The organism is Pseudoxanthomonas sp. LjRoot206 (assembly GCF_056175725.1).
Map to the genome: position 1 here is coordinate 23,949 of NZ_JBGFFI010000008.1, position 18,102 is coordinate 42,050.

Annotated in this window: 18 protein-coding genes; 13 read left to right on the forward strand and 5 right to left on the reverse strand. The window is 68.0% G+C overall.

Annotated elements, in window-relative coordinates; genetic code table 11:
• The first annotated feature begins 63 nt into the window (after positions 1-63).
• From rnhB to AC04MD_RS19655, 9 genes are all read left to right on the forward strand, one after another.
• Entirely contained in the window at positions 64-669 is a 606-nt protein-coding gene (gene rnhB / locus AC04MD_RS19615) for a ribonuclease HII (protein WP_475498887.1), read from the forward strand.
• Positions 670-820: 151 nt separating this feature from the next.
• Entirely contained in the window at positions 821-1,228 is a 408-nt protein-coding gene (locus AC04MD_RS19620) for a hypothetical protein (RefSeq protein WP_475498888.1), read from the forward strand.
• A gap of 199 nt (positions 1,229-1,427) precedes the next feature.
• Positions 1,428-4,985: a DNA polymerase III subunit alpha gene (gene dnaE / locus AC04MD_RS19625; protein WP_475498889.1), complete on the forward strand. Its 3,558-nt coding sequence runs from the start codon at positions 1,428-1,430 to the stop codon at positions 4,983-4,985.
• Between the two features lie 96 nt (positions 4,986-5,081).
• On the forward strand, positions 5,082-6,041 hold the full coding sequence (locus AC04MD_RS19630; protein ID WP_475498890.1) for an acetyl-CoA carboxylase carboxyltransferase subunit alpha: 960 nt from the start codon (positions 5,082-5,084) through the stop codon (positions 6,039-6,041).
• A 46-nt stretch (positions 6,042-6,087) separates the two neighbouring features.
• On the forward strand, positions 6,088-6,798 hold the full coding sequence (locus AC04MD_RS19635; RefSeq protein WP_475498891.1) for a transglycosylase domain-containing protein: 711 nt from the start codon (positions 6,088-6,090) through the stop codon (positions 6,796-6,798).
• A 196-nt stretch (positions 6,799-6,994) separates the two neighbouring features.
• Complete coding sequence (locus tag AC04MD_RS19640; RefSeq protein ID WP_475498892.1) at positions 6,995-7,399, forward strand: roadblock/LC7 domain-containing protein; 405 nt, start codon at positions 6,995-6,997, stop codon at positions 7,397-7,399.
• 69 nt (positions 7,400-7,468) lie between these two features.
• Positions 7,469-7,828 (forward strand): roadblock/LC7 domain-containing protein, encoded by a 360-nt coding sequence (locus tag AC04MD_RS19645; RefSeq protein WP_475498893.1) that lies wholly within the window; start codon positions 7,469-7,471, stop codon positions 7,826-7,828.
• 106 nt (positions 7,829-7,934) lie between these two features.
• On the forward strand, positions 7,935-8,873 hold the full coding sequence (locus AC04MD_RS19650; protein WP_475498894.1) for a hypothetical protein: 939 nt from the start codon (positions 7,935-7,937) through the stop codon (positions 8,871-8,873).
• On the forward strand, positions 8,866-9,426 hold the full coding sequence (locus AC04MD_RS19655; RefSeq protein ID WP_475498895.1) for a GTP-binding protein: 561 nt from the start codon (positions 8,866-8,868) through the stop codon (positions 9,424-9,426). Before AC04MD_RS19650 ends, AC04MD_RS19655 begins: the two co-directional genes overlap by 8 nt.
• Positions 9,427-9,471: 45 nt before the next feature.
• Here AC04MD_RS19655 and AC04MD_RS19660 read toward each other — a convergent pair whose 3' ends face one another.
• Positions 9,472-12,297: a di-heme oxidoredictase family protein gene (locus tag AC04MD_RS19660; RefSeq protein ID WP_475498896.1), complete on the reverse strand. Its 2,826-nt coding sequence runs from the start codon at positions 12,295-12,297 to the stop codon at positions 9,472-9,474.
• A 241-nt stretch (positions 12,298-12,538) separates the two neighbouring features.
• Here AC04MD_RS19660 and AC04MD_RS19665 point away from each other — a divergent pair, with 241 nt between their 5' ends.
• The gene (locus AC04MD_RS19665) at positions 12,539-13,291 is read left to right on the forward strand and encodes a tetratricopeptide repeat protein (RefSeq protein WP_475498897.1); all 753 of its coding nucleotides are present in this window, start codon (positions 12,539-12,541) and stop codon (positions 13,289-13,291) included.
• Positions 13,292-13,297: 6 nt separating this feature from the next.
• Here AC04MD_RS19665 and lepB read toward each other — a convergent pair whose 3' ends face one another.
• The 3 genes from lepB to AC04MD_RS19680 all read right to left on the reverse strand — a co-directional run bounded on the left by lepB (position 13,298) and on the right by AC04MD_RS19680 (position 14,937).
• The gene (lepB, locus tag AC04MD_RS19670) at positions 13,298-13,654 is read right to left on the reverse strand and encodes a signal peptidase I (RefSeq protein ID WP_475498913.1); all 357 of its coding nucleotides are present in this window, start codon (positions 13,652-13,654) and stop codon (positions 13,298-13,300) included.
• A gap of 6 nt (positions 13,655-13,660) precedes the next feature.
• Positions 13,661-13,849 (reverse strand): hypothetical protein, encoded by a 189-nt coding sequence (locus AC04MD_RS19675; protein WP_475498898.1) that lies wholly within the window; start codon positions 13,847-13,849, stop codon positions 13,661-13,663.
• A gap of 125 nt (positions 13,850-13,974) precedes the next feature.
• Positions 13,975-14,937, reverse strand: coding sequence for a GAF domain-containing protein (locus AC04MD_RS19680; protein WP_475498899.1), 963 nt, complete (start codon positions 14,935-14,937; stop codon positions 13,975-13,977).
• 125 nt (positions 14,938-15,062) lie between these two features.
• On the opposite strand from AC04MD_RS19680, the gene tilS reads away from it, so the two are divergent.
• From tilS to AC04MD_RS19695, 3 genes are read left to right on the forward strand one after another with little or no spacing between them, the layout of a single operon-like run.
• On the forward strand, positions 15,063-16,364 hold the full coding sequence (gene tilS, locus AC04MD_RS19685) for a tRNA lysidine(34) synthetase TilS (RefSeq protein WP_475498900.1): 1,302 nt from the start codon (positions 15,063-15,065) through the stop codon (positions 16,362-16,364).
• Positions 16,365-16,412: 48 nt separating this feature from the next.
• Complete coding sequence (locus AC04MD_RS19690) at positions 16,413-16,673, forward strand: exodeoxyribonuclease VII small subunit (RefSeq protein WP_475498901.1); 261 nt, start codon at positions 16,413-16,415, stop codon at positions 16,671-16,673.
• Entirely contained in the window at positions 16,663-17,541 is an 879-nt protein-coding gene (locus tag AC04MD_RS19695; RefSeq protein WP_475498902.1) for a polyprenyl synthetase family protein, read from the forward strand. Before AC04MD_RS19690 ends, AC04MD_RS19695 begins: the two co-directional genes overlap by 11 nt.
• Before the next feature lie 58 nt (positions 17,542-17,599).
• On the opposite strand, the gene AC04MD_RS19700 is transcribed toward AC04MD_RS19695, so the two are convergent.
• On the reverse strand, positions 17,600-17,977 hold the full coding sequence (locus AC04MD_RS19700) for a DUF4870 domain-containing protein (protein ID WP_475498903.1): 378 nt from the start codon (positions 17,975-17,977) through the stop codon (positions 17,600-17,602).
• Between the last annotated feature and the right edge of the window lie 125 nt (positions 17,978-18,102).

Genomic DNA, 18,102 nt, shown 5'->3' on the forward strand with positions numbered 1-18,102 from the left:
AATCTCCATGGATGTCATTTCCGCGGTCGCGACTGACGTCGCTCCTACAGGATGCATCGCGCGATGACGTCGGCCTCACTGTTCCCGATGCCCGTCGTCCGCCTAGTCGCCGGCGTGGATGAAGCCGGTCGCGGGCCCCTGGCCGGGCCGGTCGCCGTCGCGGCAGTGATACTCGACGACGCACGTCCGATCGAAGGATTGAACGATTCCAAGCAGCTCAGCGAGGCCAAGCGTGAAGCGCTGTTCCCGTTGATCCAGGAGCGCGCCCTCGCGTGGCACGTGACCTTCGTCGAGCCCGACGAGATCGACCGGCTCAACATCCTGCAGGCGACGATGGAAGGCATGCGGCGTGCCGTCGCCGCATTGAAGACGAGGCCCGAGCTGGTCCGCATCGATGGCAACCGCGCGCCGAAGGGCCTGGACTGCATGGCGGAAACGCTGGTCGGCGGCGACGCGATCGAGCCGGCGATCATGGCGGCGTCGATCCTGGCGAAAGTGTCGCGGGACCGCCTGATGGTGCAGCTGCATGCGACGTTCCCGCAGTACGGCTTCGACGTCCACAAGGGCTATCCGACGCCCGCGCACCTGTCCGCACTGGTGCAGCATGGTCCGTGCGCGCACCACCGGCGCAGCTTCGCGCCCGTGCGCCAAGCGCTCGACCGGCGCTGACGACACGCGTCACGCCACGCGTGACCATCGGCATGGTGCCCATGGTCACGATGGCTTCCAGCAGGCGCGCACGCGCTCGCGCATGGGCACCATGGCCCTGCATCCCGCGCTCCACCACGCACGGGAGCCCTCTTCCCCCACGAGGTGCGCCATGACCCTGCTGAATGCCGTTGCTCCTTCCTCCTCCCCGCCCCACCCCGTCGACGATGCGCGCGTGCAGCTGCTGCGCAGCCTGTTGGCGGATCGCGGCTGGTCGCAGGCGTCCGCGCTGCGTACCCGCCTGCAGCAGGCGCTGGCGCTGCTGCGTGCTCCCGGCGCAGCCTCGCTGGACGAGGCCATCTGGCTGCTCGTCGCCGACGAGACCGCGCGTTACCTGGACTTCCGCCGCCTGCGTAACCTCGAAGCGCAGCTGCGCGGATGCCCACCGGACGCACTCGACTACACGCGCGCCGACTGGGAAGCCGCGCGTACGGCCGAAGCGGCGCTGGAATCGCATCTGCGGCATGTGCGCCTCGGCAGCTACGCCCCCGACCCGGTCCCGATGTTCCGCATCCACTGATCCGTCTCCATCGAATCCGGGCGCGACCCCATAGAGAGCCGCACCGACCCCACCCCGAGCCCTCGGGTTTCCCCTAGGCCGCCTTTCCCCGGGCGGCCTCTTTTTTGTCGTTTGCGGCCCGTTCCGCGACGCCGGAAAGTCAAGCCTTGCCCCACCCCACCCCCGCCGGTACGCTGCCCCGACAGCACTCCGAGCCGGCATGTCTTCCCGTTTCGTCCACCTCCACCTGCACACCGAGTTCTCGCTCGCGGATTCGATCATCCGCGTGCCCGAGAAACCGGATCACGCCGACCCGAAGAAGGCCAAACAGGCCAACCTGCTGAGCCGGGCGGTGGAACTGGGCATGCCCGCGCTGGCGGTCACCGACCGCAACAACCTGTTCGCGCTGGTGAAGTTCTACAAGGCGGCCGAAGGCGTGGGCATCAAGCCCATCGCCGGTGCCGACCTGCTGGTCGCGGATGGCAGCGACGCGCCGTGGCCGGTGACGCTGCTGTGCCGCGACCGCGACGGCTATCTGTCGCTGTCGCGCCTGCTGTCGCGTGCGTGGATGGAAGGCCATCGCACCGACGGCGTCGCCATCGACCCGGACTGGCTGCGCGCCGACCACCAGGGCCTGTTCGCGATCATGGGCCGGCAGAGCATGGCCGGCCGGCTGGCGCTGACCGGACGGCACGATCTGGCCGAACAGCATCTCGCCGACTGGCAGCGCGCCTTCGGCGACGACCTGCACCTGGAGCTGACGCGCACGCAGCGCGACGGCGAAGAAGCCTTCAACGCCTTCGCCCTGCATGCCGCCGGTACGCGCGGCCTGCCGGTGATCGCCAGCAACGATGTGCGCTTCCTGTCGCCGGACGATTTCGACGCGCACGAAGCGCGCGTCTGCATCGCGTCCGGCCGCGTGCTGGACGACCCCAAGCGCCCGCGCGACTACAGCGCCGAGCAGTACATGAAGTCGGCCGACCAGATGGCAGAGCTGTTCGCCGACGTGCCCGACGCCATCGACAACACGCTGGCGCTGGCGCAGCGCTGCAACATCGAGATGCGGCTGGGCACCTACTTCCTTCCCGCGTATCCGGTGCCGGACGAGGAGACGCTGGACAGCTGGATCCGCAGCCAGTCGCACGACGGTCTGAAGGCGCGACTGGAGAAGAATCCGCTGGCGCCCGGCCATACGCGCGAGGACTACGAGAAGCGGCTCGACTTCGAGCTCGACACCATCTGCAAGATGGGCTTCCCCGGCTACTTCCTGATCGTGGCCGACTTCATCCAGTGGGGAAAGAACCACGGCATCCCGATCGGCCCCGGCCGCGGCTCGGGCGCGGGTTCGCTGGTGGCGTGGGCGCTGCAGATCACCGATCTGGACCCGCTGCCGTACGGGCTGCTGTTCGAACGCTTCCTCAATCCGGAACGCGTATCGATGCCCGACTTCGACATCGACTTCTGCATGGACCGGCGCGATGAAGTCATCGACTACGTCGCGCGCAAGTACGGCCGCGACCGCGTCAGCCAGATCATCACCTACGGCACGATGGCGGCGAAGGCCGTGGTGCGCGACGCCGGCCGCGTGCTCGGATTCCCGTACGGCCTGGTCGACGGCGTCGCCAAGCTGATCCCGAACATCCTCGGCGTGTCGCTGAAGGACGCGATGGGCGAAGGCAGTAGCGAGGCCGCGTCACAGGAGTTGATCGACCGCTACCGCGACGAGGACGACGTCCGCGACCTGATCGACCTGGCGCGCCAGCTGGAAGACCTCACCCGCAATGCCGGCAAGCACGCCGGCGGCGTGGTGATCGCGCCGTCGCCGCTGTCGGACTTCTGCCCCCTGTTCGCCGAACACGACGAAGGCGGCCGCGGCAAGAATCCGGTCACCCAGTTCGACAAGGACGACGTCGAAGCCGTCGGCCTGGTGAAGTTCGACTTCCTGGGCCTGCGCACGCTGACGATCATCGACTGGGCGGTGAAGGCGATCAACCTGCGCCATGCGCGCGCGGGCGTGCCGCCGGTGGACATCACCACCATTCCGCTCGACGACGCCAGCGTCTACCGCGACGTGTTCGCCAACGGCAATACCGGCTCGGTGTTCCAGTTCGAATCCACCGGCATGCGGCGCGCGCTGAAGGAAGCCAAGCCCGACCGCTTCGAGGACCTGATCGCGCTGAACGCGCTGTACCGCCCGGGTCCGATGGACATGATCCCCTCGTTCGTCGAGCGCAAGCACGGCCGCGAGGAGTTCGAGTATCCCGACCCGCGCACGCGGACCATGCTGGAGGAGACCTACGGCATCATGGTCTACCAGGAGCAGGTCATGCAGATGGCGCAGATCGTCGGCGGTTACTCGCTGGGAGGCGCCGACCTGCTGCGCCGCGCGATGGGCAAGAAGGTGCCGGCCGAAATGGCCAAGCACCGCGAGATCTTCCGCGAAGGCGCCGCCAAGGGCGGCGTGGAAGAGCGCAAGGCCGACGAAATCTTCGACCTGATGGAGAAGTTCGCAGGATACGGCTTCAACAAGTCGCACGCCGCCGCGTACTCGCTGGTCGCCTACCAGACCGCGTGGCTGAAGAAGCACTACCCGTCCGAGTTCATGGCCGCCACGCTGTCGTCGGACATGGACAAGACCGAGAAGGTGGTCGGCTTCCTCGACGAAGCACGCGGACTCGGCCTGAACGTGCTGCCGCCCGACGTGAACCATTCCGATTTCATGTTCGTGGCGACCGACGCGAACACCGTGCGCTACGGCCTGGGCGCGGTGAAGGGTGTCGGCCAGGGCGTGTGCGAGAGCATCGTCGAAGCGCGCCGCGACGGTGGCGGGTTCCGCGACCTGTTCGATTTCTGCAAGCGTGTCGACTCCTCCAAGCTCAACAAGCGCGCGCTGGAAGCCCTGATCAACGCCGGCGCGCTGGATGCGCTCGGCCGCAACCGTGCATCGCTGGCGATGCAGTTGCCGGAAGTGCTGAAGGCGATCGACCAGATCAGCAAGAACCGCAGTGCCGGCATCGTCGACATGTTCGGCTCCAGCAGCGGCGGCGACGACATCCACGTGGAACTGTCGAACACCGACGAATGGCCGCTGATGCAGGTGCTGCACGGCGAGCGCGAGACGCTGGGGCACTACCTCAGCGGCCATCCGATGGACCCCTACCGTGACGACCTGCGTTCGCTGGTCGGCAGCGACCTCAGCGAACTGGACCGCATCTGGTCCAGTTCGTCCGGCGGCGACAAGAAAGGCTGGCGACCCGAGGTCAATGCGATCGTCGCGGGCCAGGTGGTCGCCATCCGTCGCAAGGGCGACAGCCAGGTCTTCGTGCAACTGGAAGACGGCCGCGGCCGCATCGAATGCAGCGCGTTTTCCGATGCGCTGGCCGAGTTCGGCGCCCTGATGACGCGCGACCGCGTGCTGGTGATCAAGGGTGGCCTGCGCGAGGACGAATTCAGCGGCGGCTACAGCCTGCGCATCCGCCAAGTGTGGGACTACACCCAGTTGTGCCAGCAGCATGCGCAACGGCTGCAACTGCGCCTGGACCTGCGCGTGCCGGGCCTGTGGGAGCGCGTCGACGCGCTGCTCGCCCGCCATCGCCCGGGCGGCACGCCGCTGCGCCTGGACCTGCTGATGGCCACGGACAGTGCGGCGATCGCCGGCATGCTGGACCTCAATGGCCAGAAGGCCGTGCGCGTGGATGCGGAACTGCTGGATGCCCTGCGCTCCATGCCCGGCGTGCGCGCGGCCAAGCCCGCGTTCAACCGGCCCTGGGCGAACTGACGCGCCGCGTGCGCGCCATCACGGCCCTACCCCCCCGTACGTGACCGCCGGACCGCTTCGGCTACACTTCCCCCCTTTCCGGCCCATGGCCCGCAGATGAATCCGAACTACCTCGATTTCGAACAGCCCATCGCCGATCTGGAAGCCAAGATCCAGGATCTGCGCGCCGCCAGCACCGGGCCGGCGGTGAATGTCGATGCCGAGGTCCATGCGCTGCAGGACAAGCTGCGCGTGCGTACGGCGCAGATCTTCCGCGACCTGTCGCCGTGGCAGGTCTCGCAGCTGGCGCGCCACCCGGCGCGGCCGTATACGCTGGACTACATCAAGGTGTTCTGCGACGAGTTCCAGGAACTGGCCGGCGACCGCGCGTTCGCCGACGACGCCGCCATCGTCGGCGGCCTGGGCCGCATCGACGGCCGCAGCGTGATGATCATCGGCCACCAGAAGGGCCGCGACACCAAGAGCAAGATCGCGCGCAACTTCGGCATGCCGCGCCCCGAGGGATACCGCAAGGCGCTGCGGCTGATGAAGATGGCCGAGCGCTTCAAGCTGCCGCTGCTGACCTTCATCGATACGCCGGGCGCGTATCCGGGCGTGGGCGCGGAAGAGCGCGGCCAGTCGGAAGCGATCGCGCGCAACCTGATGGAAATGGCCGAGCTCAAGATCCCGATCATCTGCACGGTGATCGGCGAAGGCGGCAGCGGCGGCGCGCTGGCGATCGGTGTCGGCGACCGCACGCTGATGCTGGAGTACGGCACCTACTCGGTGATCTCGCCGGAAGGCTGCGCCTCGATCCTGTGGAAGGACGCCGCCAAGGCCAAGGACGCCGCCGAACAGCTCGGCCTGACCGCCAAGCGCCTGAGCGCGTTGGGCCTGGTCGACAAGGTCGTGCGCGAACCGATCGGTGGCGCGCACCGCAATCCGCGCCAGATGGCCGTGCGCCTGAAGGCCGTGTTGCTCAACGAACTGGACGCGCTGGAACAGCTCCCGATCGAGCAACTGCTGCAAAAGCGCTACGAGCGCCTGCGCGGCTACGGCGCGTACGAAGCCGCCTGAGTCGCCACCGGGGATGGCCTGGATCAGAGCCTTCCTCGGAACCCTGATGGTCATCGTCGCACTCGTCGTGGGCCTGTGCTTCGGCCTGCATGCCTACGGCGCGTCCGGACTCCCCGACGACCTCGAACCGACCCGCTATCGCGCCACGCCCGCGCTGCGCGCGCTCTACCTGGATGTCGAGGCCGGCGGCATCGACGAGGTGCCGCGTCTGAATCCGGTCAGTGTCTGGGGCTATTGGTCTTGGCACCTCTCGGGCCGGCAACGCGAACCCCTCGGCTCCCGGCTGCGACTGCTCGGCCACGCAGGACGCGCCCTGGTGGTCCGACAGACACCGCCGGCAAACGCCGCGCGCTGGCACCTCACCAACCTGGCCGCCGCCGTCCATGTCAGCCGCCACTGGGGCCTGGAAAGGATGGTCGATACGGTGCTGGCGGAAGGCGGGTTCGGCCGCGACGCCAGGGGCATCGAACAGGCCGCGCAGGCCTGGTATGGGCGGCCGCTGGCCAACCTCGTGTCCGAGGAACACCTGCTGCTTATCGCGCTGATGAAGGGACCTTCTTACTACGACCCCTGCCGCAACCCGGAACGGTTCGCGCAGCGCTATCGCGACGTCGCTGCGCGAGCCAAAGGATTGGATCCCGACACCGCACTCCAACGCGCGCTTGTGCGGCTGCAGGCGGATCCCCCGTCCTGCGGCAGGACACGTGCGGCCGGTAGTCGAGGAACAGGCGAGGCGAGTGCCGGCAGCGCAAGGTGACCTTACTCGTCCCGAAATGCGGATTTCACTCGAATATGTGACGCAGAGCGTCATTCCTGTTCGCGCGACATCACTGTTGCTTCGACGTGGCATATAGCCCATCCGAGCCTCCCATTTGGCACGGTTCCTGCTGGAGCAGGTGCCAACAGGAGAGTTCGCCTTGCATACCGCCACCGTAGAGAAGGTTCTCAGCGTCATGGGTGACAGAAGCCGCGAGGTGCCGCAGATCGACAAGGCGCTGCTTCAACAGGAGTTCCTGCGGGCCAAGGAGCGCACGCCCGGCATCTCGATGCTGCTGCTGACCACGGCCGACGGCCGTGCCCTGGCCGAGCTCGACGAACGCGGCAGCGATCCGCGCCGGCTGGCCGCCATGACCAACTCCTTCCTCACCCTGGGCGAAACCGTGGCCAAGGAACTGGGGCTGGCATCGGCGGACTACGCCACCATCGCCACCCGCCAGGGAAACATGGTGCTGATCCGCATGGACCACGCCAAACCCATGACGCTGGCTGCGCTGGGCACCTTCGACACCAACGTCGCGGTGCTGCTGTTCGCTGCGCGCGAGTGCGCCACGCGCATCGCCGCACTGCTGCCGAAGTAGGCCGTCTTCACCCGCATATCCCTCCGGTACGCCGGAGCATCCACTCACCACCCCTAAGGAAATAAGAAGATGTCGAAGTTGAATCTAGACGGTCTGAGCCAGATCACCGGTTTCGTCGGCGTCGCCCTCGTGGACAGCGACAGCGGCATGGCGATGGCGACGCTCGGTGGCGGCAACCTCAACCTGGAAGTCGCCGCCGCCGGCAACAGCGACGTGGTGCGCAGCAAGCGCCGCGTCGCCGAACAGCTGGCCCTGGACGACACCATCGAAGACATCCTGATCTCGCTGAGCAAGCAGTACCACATCATCCGTCCGCTGGAGAGCAATCCCACGCTGTTCCTCTACGTCGTCCTGGACCGCGCACGCGCGAACCTGGCCATGGCGCGCCACGAATTGAAGAGCTTCGAGAAGACGCTGGACTTCAGCTGATCCACTCTTGTCCCCCGGCCACCACGGCGACCGGGGGACTCTCGCACCGCCTCCCTGCCATCTTCCCCCCATGCCGTCCCCACTTCCTACTGACGTCACCGTTGCGATGGCCGGCCTGGAACTGCTGCCCGCCACGCGCCTGAAAGTCGCCTGTTCGCTGCTTGCGGCGGACCGGTTGACCGTCCGCTTGATCGAATGGGGAGCCGAGCCCGCGTCGCTGCTGGTGGCGGACGAGACCAGCGATGCCGGCCGCCACGCGATCCAGTCGGCACGGAAGACCCGCCTTCCCGCAATCCGCCTCATCGGCGCGCAAAGTACCTCGGGCACAATGCACGTATTGCCCAGGCTGGCAACCGTGCGCGAGTTCGTCGATGCGCTCAAGTTCGGCCTGCAAGACCCCCCGCCATCCTCGACCGAAACGGAGCCGGACTGGGACGCTCCCTTGCGCCAGCCCTTGCTCGAACACCTGCGCCTGGATCGTCGGCGCGACTCACGGGTGTTGCTGGAGCAGGGCTTGTTCCGGGTCGTCAGCGATACCCGCAGCGGCAAGTTGCACATGCTCCGCCGAATGCCCCTGGACGAACTGCTCGAGCGCGCACTCCGGCAGGATTGGCGGGTGACGGAGATCTCCGACGGTGAGTGGCAATCGATCTATCGGCCCGACGTCACTCGTACCCATGCGATCGAGACGCTGTGGTGGCGCCTCCTTCCCCATCTTTCCCGTGATGACCTGCCGCGTGTCTCGGACACGGTGCGGTTGCGGACGTGGCCGGATCTCGACGCAGGCGCCACGCCTGCTTCATGGCCGTTGGTGCTGGCCTACTTTTCCAGCCGGTCCTGGCGCGCCGATGTGCTGGCCGCGACCAGCGATGTACCGGAGGACGACGTGCAGCAGGTGATGGCGCTGGTGCGCCTGAGCGGCCTGGAAGCCTCGCTTTCCGATCCCGCCGCCAATGTACGCACGTCGGCCGCACGCCACGCAGGTACCCTGTTTAGGATGGCCAAGCGCTTCGGCCTGAGACTGTTTGGAAAGGCTCATGGATAACTACGGAAACAAGCTCGTGTTCGTTGGTGGCATGGGCGCCGGCAAGACCACCGCGATCCGTGCGATCTCCGACACGGAACCGGTGAGTACCGACATGCCGCTCAGCAGCGATGCCACCGAGGAAAAGTCTTTCACCACCGTGGCGCTGGACTACAGCAGCGTCGACCTGGACGAGGGCGAGTTGCTGCACGTTTATGGTGTTCCTGGCCAGAGGTATCTGAATTTCATGTGGCCGATGGTCTGCACGGGTGCGATCGGCATCATCGTGCTGGCCAATGCTTGCCAGGACGATGCGGTCGACAGCACGGCCGAGCTCTTGAAGGACTTCGGCGTGCTCGCTCCCGATGCGAGCTTTGTGGTCGGCGTGACCAAGAGCGATCTGGCGCCCGACTTCCAGCTCACCTCATTCCGCGACGCGCTCAACGCGAGCGGCTACCACGTGCCGGTCATGAAGGTGGATGCCCGCGTGACCATTCAGATCGAGTTCCTGATCAAGACGCTGCTGTCCTATCAGCATGCGGGATCCCAACTGGGCCAAACGCACGCCCCTTGACGACGACGGTAGCCGGATCCGCCGCGATCGAGGACGCGCCGACACTCACAGCGACCTGAGGAAATCCACCAGCGCGCGCCGGTCCTCGGCGCTCATCGCCTCGAACCGCTGCTTCGCTGCGGTGCCCTGCCCGCCATGCCACAGCACTGCCTCTTCCAGCGTGGCCGCGCGGCCATCGTGCAGGTAGCGCACATTGGGATCGATCGATGCGGCCAGGCCGAGGCCCCACAGCGGCGGCGTGCGCCATTCGCGCGCGGTGGCACGACCTTCGACGTAGGTGTCGGCCAGGTCCGGCCCCATGTCGTGCAGCAGCAGGTCGCTGTACGGACGGATGGTCTGGTAGCGCAGCTCGACGAAGCGGTGGTGGCCCGTGCGCAGTTCGGGCACATGGCATGTGCTGCAGCGCGCCGCCTCGAACAACTGCGCGCCGCGCTTGACGCGCAACTGGCGCGCCCGCGCCTGCGCATCCTGTTCGAGCGGATTGTCGAAGTCGCGTCGCGGCGGCACGCCCAGCAGGCTCAGGTAGAGCGTGGTCTGGTGGATGTCGGCGGCGGTCAGCTTCGCACTGCCAGTGTCGACCTGGGCGCAGGCCGTACCCTGGCTGCCGCGCGCGCATTCCAGCGATGGCATCAGCGGCGAGGTCACGCCCATGTCGGTGTTGAACGCCAGCGAGGCCTGCTGTTCCAGCGTCGCGGCCGCCGCCTTCCAGCCGAACCGACCGACGCGGCTGGCACCGGCATCGCGCGCATCGGCGACGATCTGCAGCCGCCCGGCCACGCCATCCGGATCCCCCTGCTGTGCCAGCGCCAGGCGCTCCAGTTGCTGCTCGGGCACCGCTTCCAGCAGGCCCAGGCCGATCAGCGACGGCGCCACGCGCACGGACAATGCCGTCGGCAATGCCAGCGGCTGGCCGGCACGATCGCGCAGTGCGTAGTTCGGACGGCGCAAGGTGTAGCCGGTGCCGTCCGCGTAGCGGCCCGGCAGTTCGGTATAGCCGGTGAGGACCAGTTCGGCCTCGCGTCCGTCGATGTTCGCACCGGCTTCGCGATAGGTGCCCTGTTGCAGGCGCAGGCCGAAGCGCGCATCCGCCGCCTGCGCGCCCGCACCGGCCACGCCGACGAACACGCCCAGGCGATTGAGCGGCGCACCGACCACGGGGGAGCTGCGTCCGTTGCCTGTATGGCAGTCGACGCAGCGGGTCTGCGAGAAGCGCGGCGCCGCCTTGCCCGCATGCGCGGTGAAGACGGTATTGCTCTCCTCCGAATGGCGGCCGCTGGCGAAGGACGTATGGATCAGCCGGCGGCCTTCCGCCCAGGGCTGCATGTTGTAGCCGGCGATGTTGTGCGAGGCCTGTTGCAGCATGCGGAATGGTTCGCTGGACGTGTCCTCGTGCAGCGTCATCCACGGGCCCGCGGACAGCGCCTCACCCGGCATCGCCAGCGAGTCCAGCGGGCGCTGCACGCCATAGCCGGGACCGCGGTACCACGAGACGATGCCGTGCGACCCCGCGCGATAGACCAGCGCTTCGGCGTAGTAGTTGAAGCGGCCGATGACGTCAGGATTGCCGGCCAGGAAAATGCCCAGCTCGAACTCCACCAGGTCGCCCTTGCGCAGCGGGCGATGGGCTTCGTTGGCGGCGGTGCGGATTTCCTTCACCAGCACGAAGGCATTGCCCGGCGCACCGGCCGGCGGCGTGTAGTTGCCGTTGGGGTCCTGGCCCAGCTGCGCGTAGTTGGCGACCGGCGTCTGCGCCGCCACGCCGCCCGGCAGCACCTTCATGCCGCCGTTGTCGGCGTACAACGCCACCGAGGTCGGCTCCAGCGGATCCTCGCTGCGCCGGCCGATGTAGCCGTGACGGAAGTTGGTGCCGTACCAGTAATGCTGCGGCTTCACCACGACGGTCAGGATGCGCTGCTCGCCGGAGGTGCCGGCCACCGCATCGTCGTAGATCAGGATCTCGTGTGTGCGCCGCTCGAAGTAGTGCGGCGGAAACACCTGGTAGCTGTCGTCGACGATGGGCTCGCGCGCATGGCGGTCGCGCACGCGGCCGCCGACGTGGGTCACCAGCGTGCCGTCGTCCTGCGTGTACTGGATCGGTGCGGCATCGTCCGGCCACAGCAGCGGCTGATAGGTCGCCGACGGTGGCACCGGCGGTGGCGGCGGCAGCAGCGGCTGCGAACCATTCTGCCGGACCGGTTGCGGCTCGCCCGCACCCAGCTGGAACTGCTGCGCCGGCACCGCGGCGCAAGCGATCTGTTCGACCGAAGCGCCCGCTGCCGTCGCCGCACCGACGATGCCCAGGCACCTGCCGCTGTTGACGTTGACGATGCGGTAGCGGTCGCTGGTGTCGATGCGCTGCAGGCGGAACCGCTGCGCGCCGCTGCCGTTGTCTTCCCACTGCTGCACGATCACGTGGTCGGCATTGGACGCAGCGGGGATGTCGGCCGACTTCTGCGTGGCCAGGTTGCGCAGCCGGTACTGCCCCGTCGTGGTCTCGATCACGTCGAAGAACTGCCGGTGCAGCGTGGCGTCGCAGGCCGATTGCACCAGCGGAGTGCCGTTGGCGGTGCTGCCATCGCGGATCTCGAGGCACAGGCCGCTCAGTGCGCTGGCGATGCGGTAGCGACCCGGCGGCACCGGGTCTACGTTGATGTTCTGCGGTGGCGCACCCTGCGGTTCGCTGGCCGCTGCCGTCGCGCCGCCGGCCATCGCCGGCGTGGAGGCGGACGCGGGACGCACCTGGCCCCAGAACGGTGCATCGCCCGACTCGTCCGAATCTCCGGACGGGGCAGAGCAGGCGGCCAGCGACATCGCGGCCAGCAAGGACAGCACCGGCACGCGAAGGCGCCGGACGAACGCGGGGGAATACATCGGGCACCGACTCCGTGGGGACGCGTGGGGAACGCCGGGCAGCACTCCCGCTTCTTTCCCCGAAGCGGGAGCGCGCCATCCGATGGCAGGACACGGCATCGTCGCAGAGCCGCCGCCCGTACGGCTGTGACCGTCGCCGCACATCGCAGCGGGGCGCACGCGCGTACCGCGCGCGTCCCCGCGCTGGCGCCGATCATGCGGATCGACGATGCTTGGCGCTCCGCCGGCACCCTACCTCCCCATGAGCCCACTCCTGCTGCTGACCTACGCCGTACAGATCGCATGCTGCGTGCACGTGGTGCGTACGGGGCGTCCGCTCTACTGGGTCTTCATCCTGCTGGTGTTTCCGTTCCTCTCGGCCATCGTCTACTTCATCGCTGAGGTTCTGCCCGAACTGCGTCACCACCCGTCGGCACGCCGCACGGTGCGCAACGTGCGTAATCGCATCGACCCGGACCGCGACCGCCGCGATGCGGCCAAGCTGCTGAAGGCCGCGGATACGCCGGAGAACCGCCGGCGCCTGGCCGAGGAAAGCCTGCGCAGCGGCGACTACGCGCATGCGTCGGAGCTTTACGAGCAGGCGTTGAAAGGCCTGTATGCGACCGACCCCGACCTGATGTTGGGGCTGGCAAAGGCGCAGTTCGGGCTGGGCGACTCCGCTCAGGCGCGCGCGACGCTGGATGCGCTGATCGCCGCGAATCCGGGCTTCCGCTCCGCCGACGGCCACCTGCTGTACGCACGCGCGGTCGAGGATACCGCCGACGCGGCGGCGGCCATCCACGAATACGAAGCCGTGGTGCAGGGCTATCCGGGCGAAGAGGCACGCGCCCGTTTCGGTCTGCTGTTGAAGCGCCAGGGCGAGCATGCCCGCGCACGCAGTGTGTTCCAGGAAATCCTCGACCGCTCCGACGCCGCGCCGCGCTACTACCAGCGCGAGCAACGCGACTGGATCGACGTGGCGAAGCGGGAACTGGCGGCGTTGCCGCAGGCCTAGGCCGGGTCAGAACAGCCGGCCGACGACCTTGCCGGTGATGTCCTCGCGCTTCGTCATCGGCTGGAACCGGCTGTCCATGCTGTTGTCGCGGTTGTCGCCCATCATGAAGTAATGCCCTGCCGGCACCCGGGTCGGTGGGAAGGCCAGCGAATACTCCATGCTGACGTTCCCGGCGGCGACGTAGGGCTCATCCAGCGCGACACCGTCGATATGCACCCTGCCATCGACGATGCTCAGCGTTTCGCCCGGCAGGCCGACGATACGCTGCAACCACACCTGGCCTTCATGCTCGGGCACGAACAGCGTGACCACGTCGCCGCGCAGCGGCGCATGCTTCGTGTAATAGCCCGCACGGGTCAGCAGGACCTGCTACGGCACGATGCCGGGCAGCATGCTGGACGAGGGCACGCGATACAGGCCGTGCCCCAGGATGCGTTGTCGGGGATCCAGCGAGCGGGCGCCGAAGGGATTGAATGCGTACATCGCCAGTGAAACTGCGGGGATGAGCACCAGCGACACCACCAACACACGCACGATGCAACGACGCAGGCGAGACATGCTGCTCCCATGACGGACCGGTCAGACGGCGAGCATGCCGCAGTTCGCGGCACTGCGCACGCGCGCCTGCTGCCCGCCATCGCTGATCGCCATGGAGGCTCTCCCGTGGCCGCGGGAGCGACGCCTCAAGCCGCAGCGCGGTCGCTCGCCGCGGCGTCCTTCTGCAGGCTCAGGTCGTCCTCGGCCCGCAGGTAGACCAGGTGCATGGCCTCGCCCGGTGTCGCGGTCGCGGTGCCGACCAGCAAGGACAGACCTTCGCGCCGACCCGCCTTCTGCGCGGCCTGTCGCAACGCCTGCACGCGGGCATCCAGTCCATCACCATGCAGCAGCGCGACGTACTCGGGGCTGTCGGTGACACGGTCGACATGATCGCCCTGCCCGGACGCCAAGCAGGCTTCGAACTCGGGCGCCAGTCCCTGCAGCTTCCGCTCCAGCGCGCGGTCGCCGAGCCGGCGTGCCGCTTCGGCCATCCCTTGCAGCTCGATGATCGCCACGGCGTAGGCGGAACCAGTCGCCGTCGCCGTGCCCGAAACATCGGGGACGGCGGCGGAATCGTGCTTCAGCGCGGCCAAGACCTGCGCTTCGTGTTGCGCGCGGTGCGCATCCAGCAGTGCCATCGTCACCCGCGCCAGCGAGCGCAACGACGCCTTCTGCTGCCCACTGAGCCGGCGCGGCTGCGTGTCGACGACGCACACCGTGCCGAGGGCTTCGCCCTGTCCGGTCACGAGCGGCATGCCGGCGTAGAAGCGCGCCTTGACCTCGCCGGTGACGATCGGAAAACCATTGAAGCGCGCGTCCTCGCTGAGGTCCTGGATTTCCAGCAGCTCGTCCGGCTGGCGGATCGCGTGGTCGCAGACGGCGGTATCGCGCGTGGTCTCATGCCCATCCAGTCCGACGCGCGCCTTGAACCACTGGCGGTCGCGGTCGATCAGCGACACCACGGCGATCGGCGTGCCGCATAGCGTGGCGGCGACATTCACCAAGTCGTCGTAGACCGTGGCCGGCAGGCTGTCGACCATGTGGTAGCGATCGAGTGCGTGCTGGCGCCGGGTTTCCTGCACAGCGGGGGTGGCGGTCGAAGCCGTCATGCGTTCTCCTTCGTATCGGTAGCTCCGGTATCGTCGCCGGATACCGGTTCAGACACCGTCAACGCGTCGTGGCTCGCAGGGTGTGACCGGCTGCACATCGCGCGCATCGCCGCTAGCATGGGCGCATGCCTCATCCGGATATCCCCGCCCTGGATTTCTCCGCCTCCCCCGTTACGGGACGCGTGTGGGTGGCGTTGAGCGGCGGTATGGATTCCACGGTGCTATTGCACCGGCTCGCACACGACCCCGTCATCCGCGTCCACGGCTTGTGCGCGGTCCACGTGCATCATGGTCTGCAGGTGGACGCGGATGCGTGGGCCAGCCATTGCGAAGCGCTGTGCGCGACGCTTGAGGTGCCCTTGCAGGTGCGACGCGTACGGGTGGACACCACGCGCGGGGAGGGCCTCGAAGCGGCCGCGCGGCACGCGCGGCGACAGGCCTTCATCGACGTGATGCAGGCAGGCGACATCATCGCCCTCGCCCATCACCGCGATGACCAGGCGGAAACGTTCCTGCTGCGCGCACTGCGCGCCTCGGGTCCGGATGGACTGGCCGCGATGCGGCCGTGGCGATCGTTCGGTCCCGGATGGCTGTGGCGCCCCTTGCTGGACACCGCACGCGCTGCCGTGCGGGACTACGCGGAGGCGCACGCGCTGCAGTGGGTGGAAGACCCAAGCAACGGGCGCACGGAGGCCGACCGCAACTTCCTGCGACTCGACGTGCTGCCGTTGCTGCGACAGCGCTGGCCGCACACGGATGCGGCGTTCGCGCGCAGTGCCTCGCTGAGCGACGAAGCCAGCGGCCTGCTGGCGCGACAGGACCATCAACTGCTGGCCAGTGCTGCGACCGCCGATCCCGCTGCCCTCCAGGTCGCGCCGTTGCGCGATGCGGGCGCTGCTCGGTGTGCACGTGCGCTGCGCAGCTGGATCAGGACGCTGTCGTTGCCCCCGTTGCCCGCAGAGGGCGTGGTGCAGATCGACACGCAGCTGCTGGACGCGCGCAGCGACGCGCAGGCCGAATTCGCGTGGCAAGGTGCGGTCATCCGGCGCTGGCGCGGACTGCTGCACGCCGAGCGGCTTCGTCCGGCCTTGCCGGAGAGCTGGCAGACGGACTGGGACGGCGCCGCGCCGTGCCTGCTGCCCGATGGCGGCACGCTGGAGTTGCAGGGCGACGGCGCACGTTTCGATCCGCCATTGCGCCTCGCTGCGCGCCACGGCGGCGAGCGTGTCGTCCTGCCTGGGCGCGACCACCGCCACGCGCTGAAGGACGTACTGCAGTCGCTGGGCGTGCCCCCATGGGAACGTCGACAGCTGCCGCTGCTCTGGCAAGGCGACACGCTGTGGGCGGCAGGCGACCTGGTCCTGTCGGCCGCTGCCGATGCCTGGTTGCGCCAACGGGACGCCCGCCTGATTTGGCGCCGCGGCTGAACACGCACCGCGTTTGACCTGGCCGCGGGCGATCCCCACACTTGCCGCATGGCAAAGAAGACCCCCGCAGACGCCTCACCCGTCGCCCATTTCGAACAGTCGCTGGACGAGCTCGAGCACCTGGTCGAGAAGATGGAACACGGCGACCTGAGCCTGGAAGCCTCCCTCGCCGCGTACGAACGCGGCGTCGGCCTGTACCGGCAATGCCAGACGGCGTTGGAACAGGCCGAACTGCGCGTCCGCCTGCTCAGCGATCCGGAACAGCCCGGGAACGGCGAAGCCTTCGCACCCGCACCCGATGGCCGCTGATCCGCGTTTCGCCGCCTGGGCGGCGGCGCTGGAAGATCGCCTGGATTGCGCCCTGCCGCCGGCAGAGGACGCACCGCAGCGCCTGCATGCCGCCATGCGCCACGCCGTGCTCGGCGGCGGCAAGCGCATGCGTGCCCTGCTGGTGTACGCCAGCGGTGCGCTGCTGGACGCGGACGAAGCCTCTCTGCATGCGCCCGCCCTCGCGGTCGAACTGGTCCATGCCTATTCGCTGGTGCACGACGACCTGCCGGCGATGGACGACGACGATCTCCGCCGGGGCAAGCCGACCGTGCACATCGCCTTCGACGAAGCCACCGCCATCCTCGCAGGAGATGCGCTGCAGACGCTCGCGTTCGAACAGCTGGCCACGGCCGAGGTCGACGCGACGTTGCGCGTGGACTGGCTGGCCGCACTGGCGCAGGCCTCCGGCGCCGCCGGCATGTGCGGCGGCCAGGCCCTCGACATCGATGCCACCGGGTCGCAGCAGTCGCTGGACGATCTTCAGCGGATGCATGCGCTGAAGACCGGCGCCCTGATCCGCGCGGCGGTGCGCATGGGCGCGCTGGCCGGCGGCGCGGATATCGCCACGCAGGCGCGGCTGGACGATTTCGCCACCGCGCTGGGCCTGGCCTTCCAGGTGCGCGACGACATCCTCGATATCGAGGGCAGTTCGGACCAGTTGGGCAAGACCGCCGGCAAGGACGTGGCGCAGGCCAAGTCGACGTATCCGGCACTGCTGGGCATGGAGGGTGCGAAAGCGAAGCTCGCGGAACTGGATGTGCGCATGCGCGAGGCGCTGGCACCCTACGACAGTCGCGCCGACGCGCTGCGCGCGCTCGGCGACCTGGCGATCCATCGCAGCCACTGAACGACGGCAAGAAAAAAGCCCGGCGATGCCGGGCTTTTTCCTTCCACGCGACGATCGCTTACTTGATCAGGCGCAGGGCGAACGGATAGCGGTAGGACTCGCCGTTGTTGGCCTTGATGCCGGCGATGATGCACAGCACGAGGTTGGCGATGCCGACCAGCGGCATCAGCAGCAGGCCGATCAGCACGAAGGCGAGGATCCAGGAGATGACGATCGCGATGAATACCGTGATCTGGAAGTTCAGCGCTTCCTTGGACTGGTCGACGACGAAACCCTTGGAGGCATCGTCCTTGCTGACCAGCCAGATGATCAGCGCACCGATCGGACCGGTGATGATGCCCAGCAGGTGCGCCAGCAGCGACATCGTGCGCTGATCCTGAGGTGCGTCGCCCGCGGTCGGCGGCGGCGGTGCGGTGACGTTATCGAATTCGCTCATGCAGGGTTCCCCGAGAATGGTTGGTAGGGCTGTCGAGTACCACGGCTCCGCCGCAGACTCCGCGCGCCAAGCATAACGGGAATCGATGTCGCGACGGGTCACATGACCGCGACGCATGACGGCTG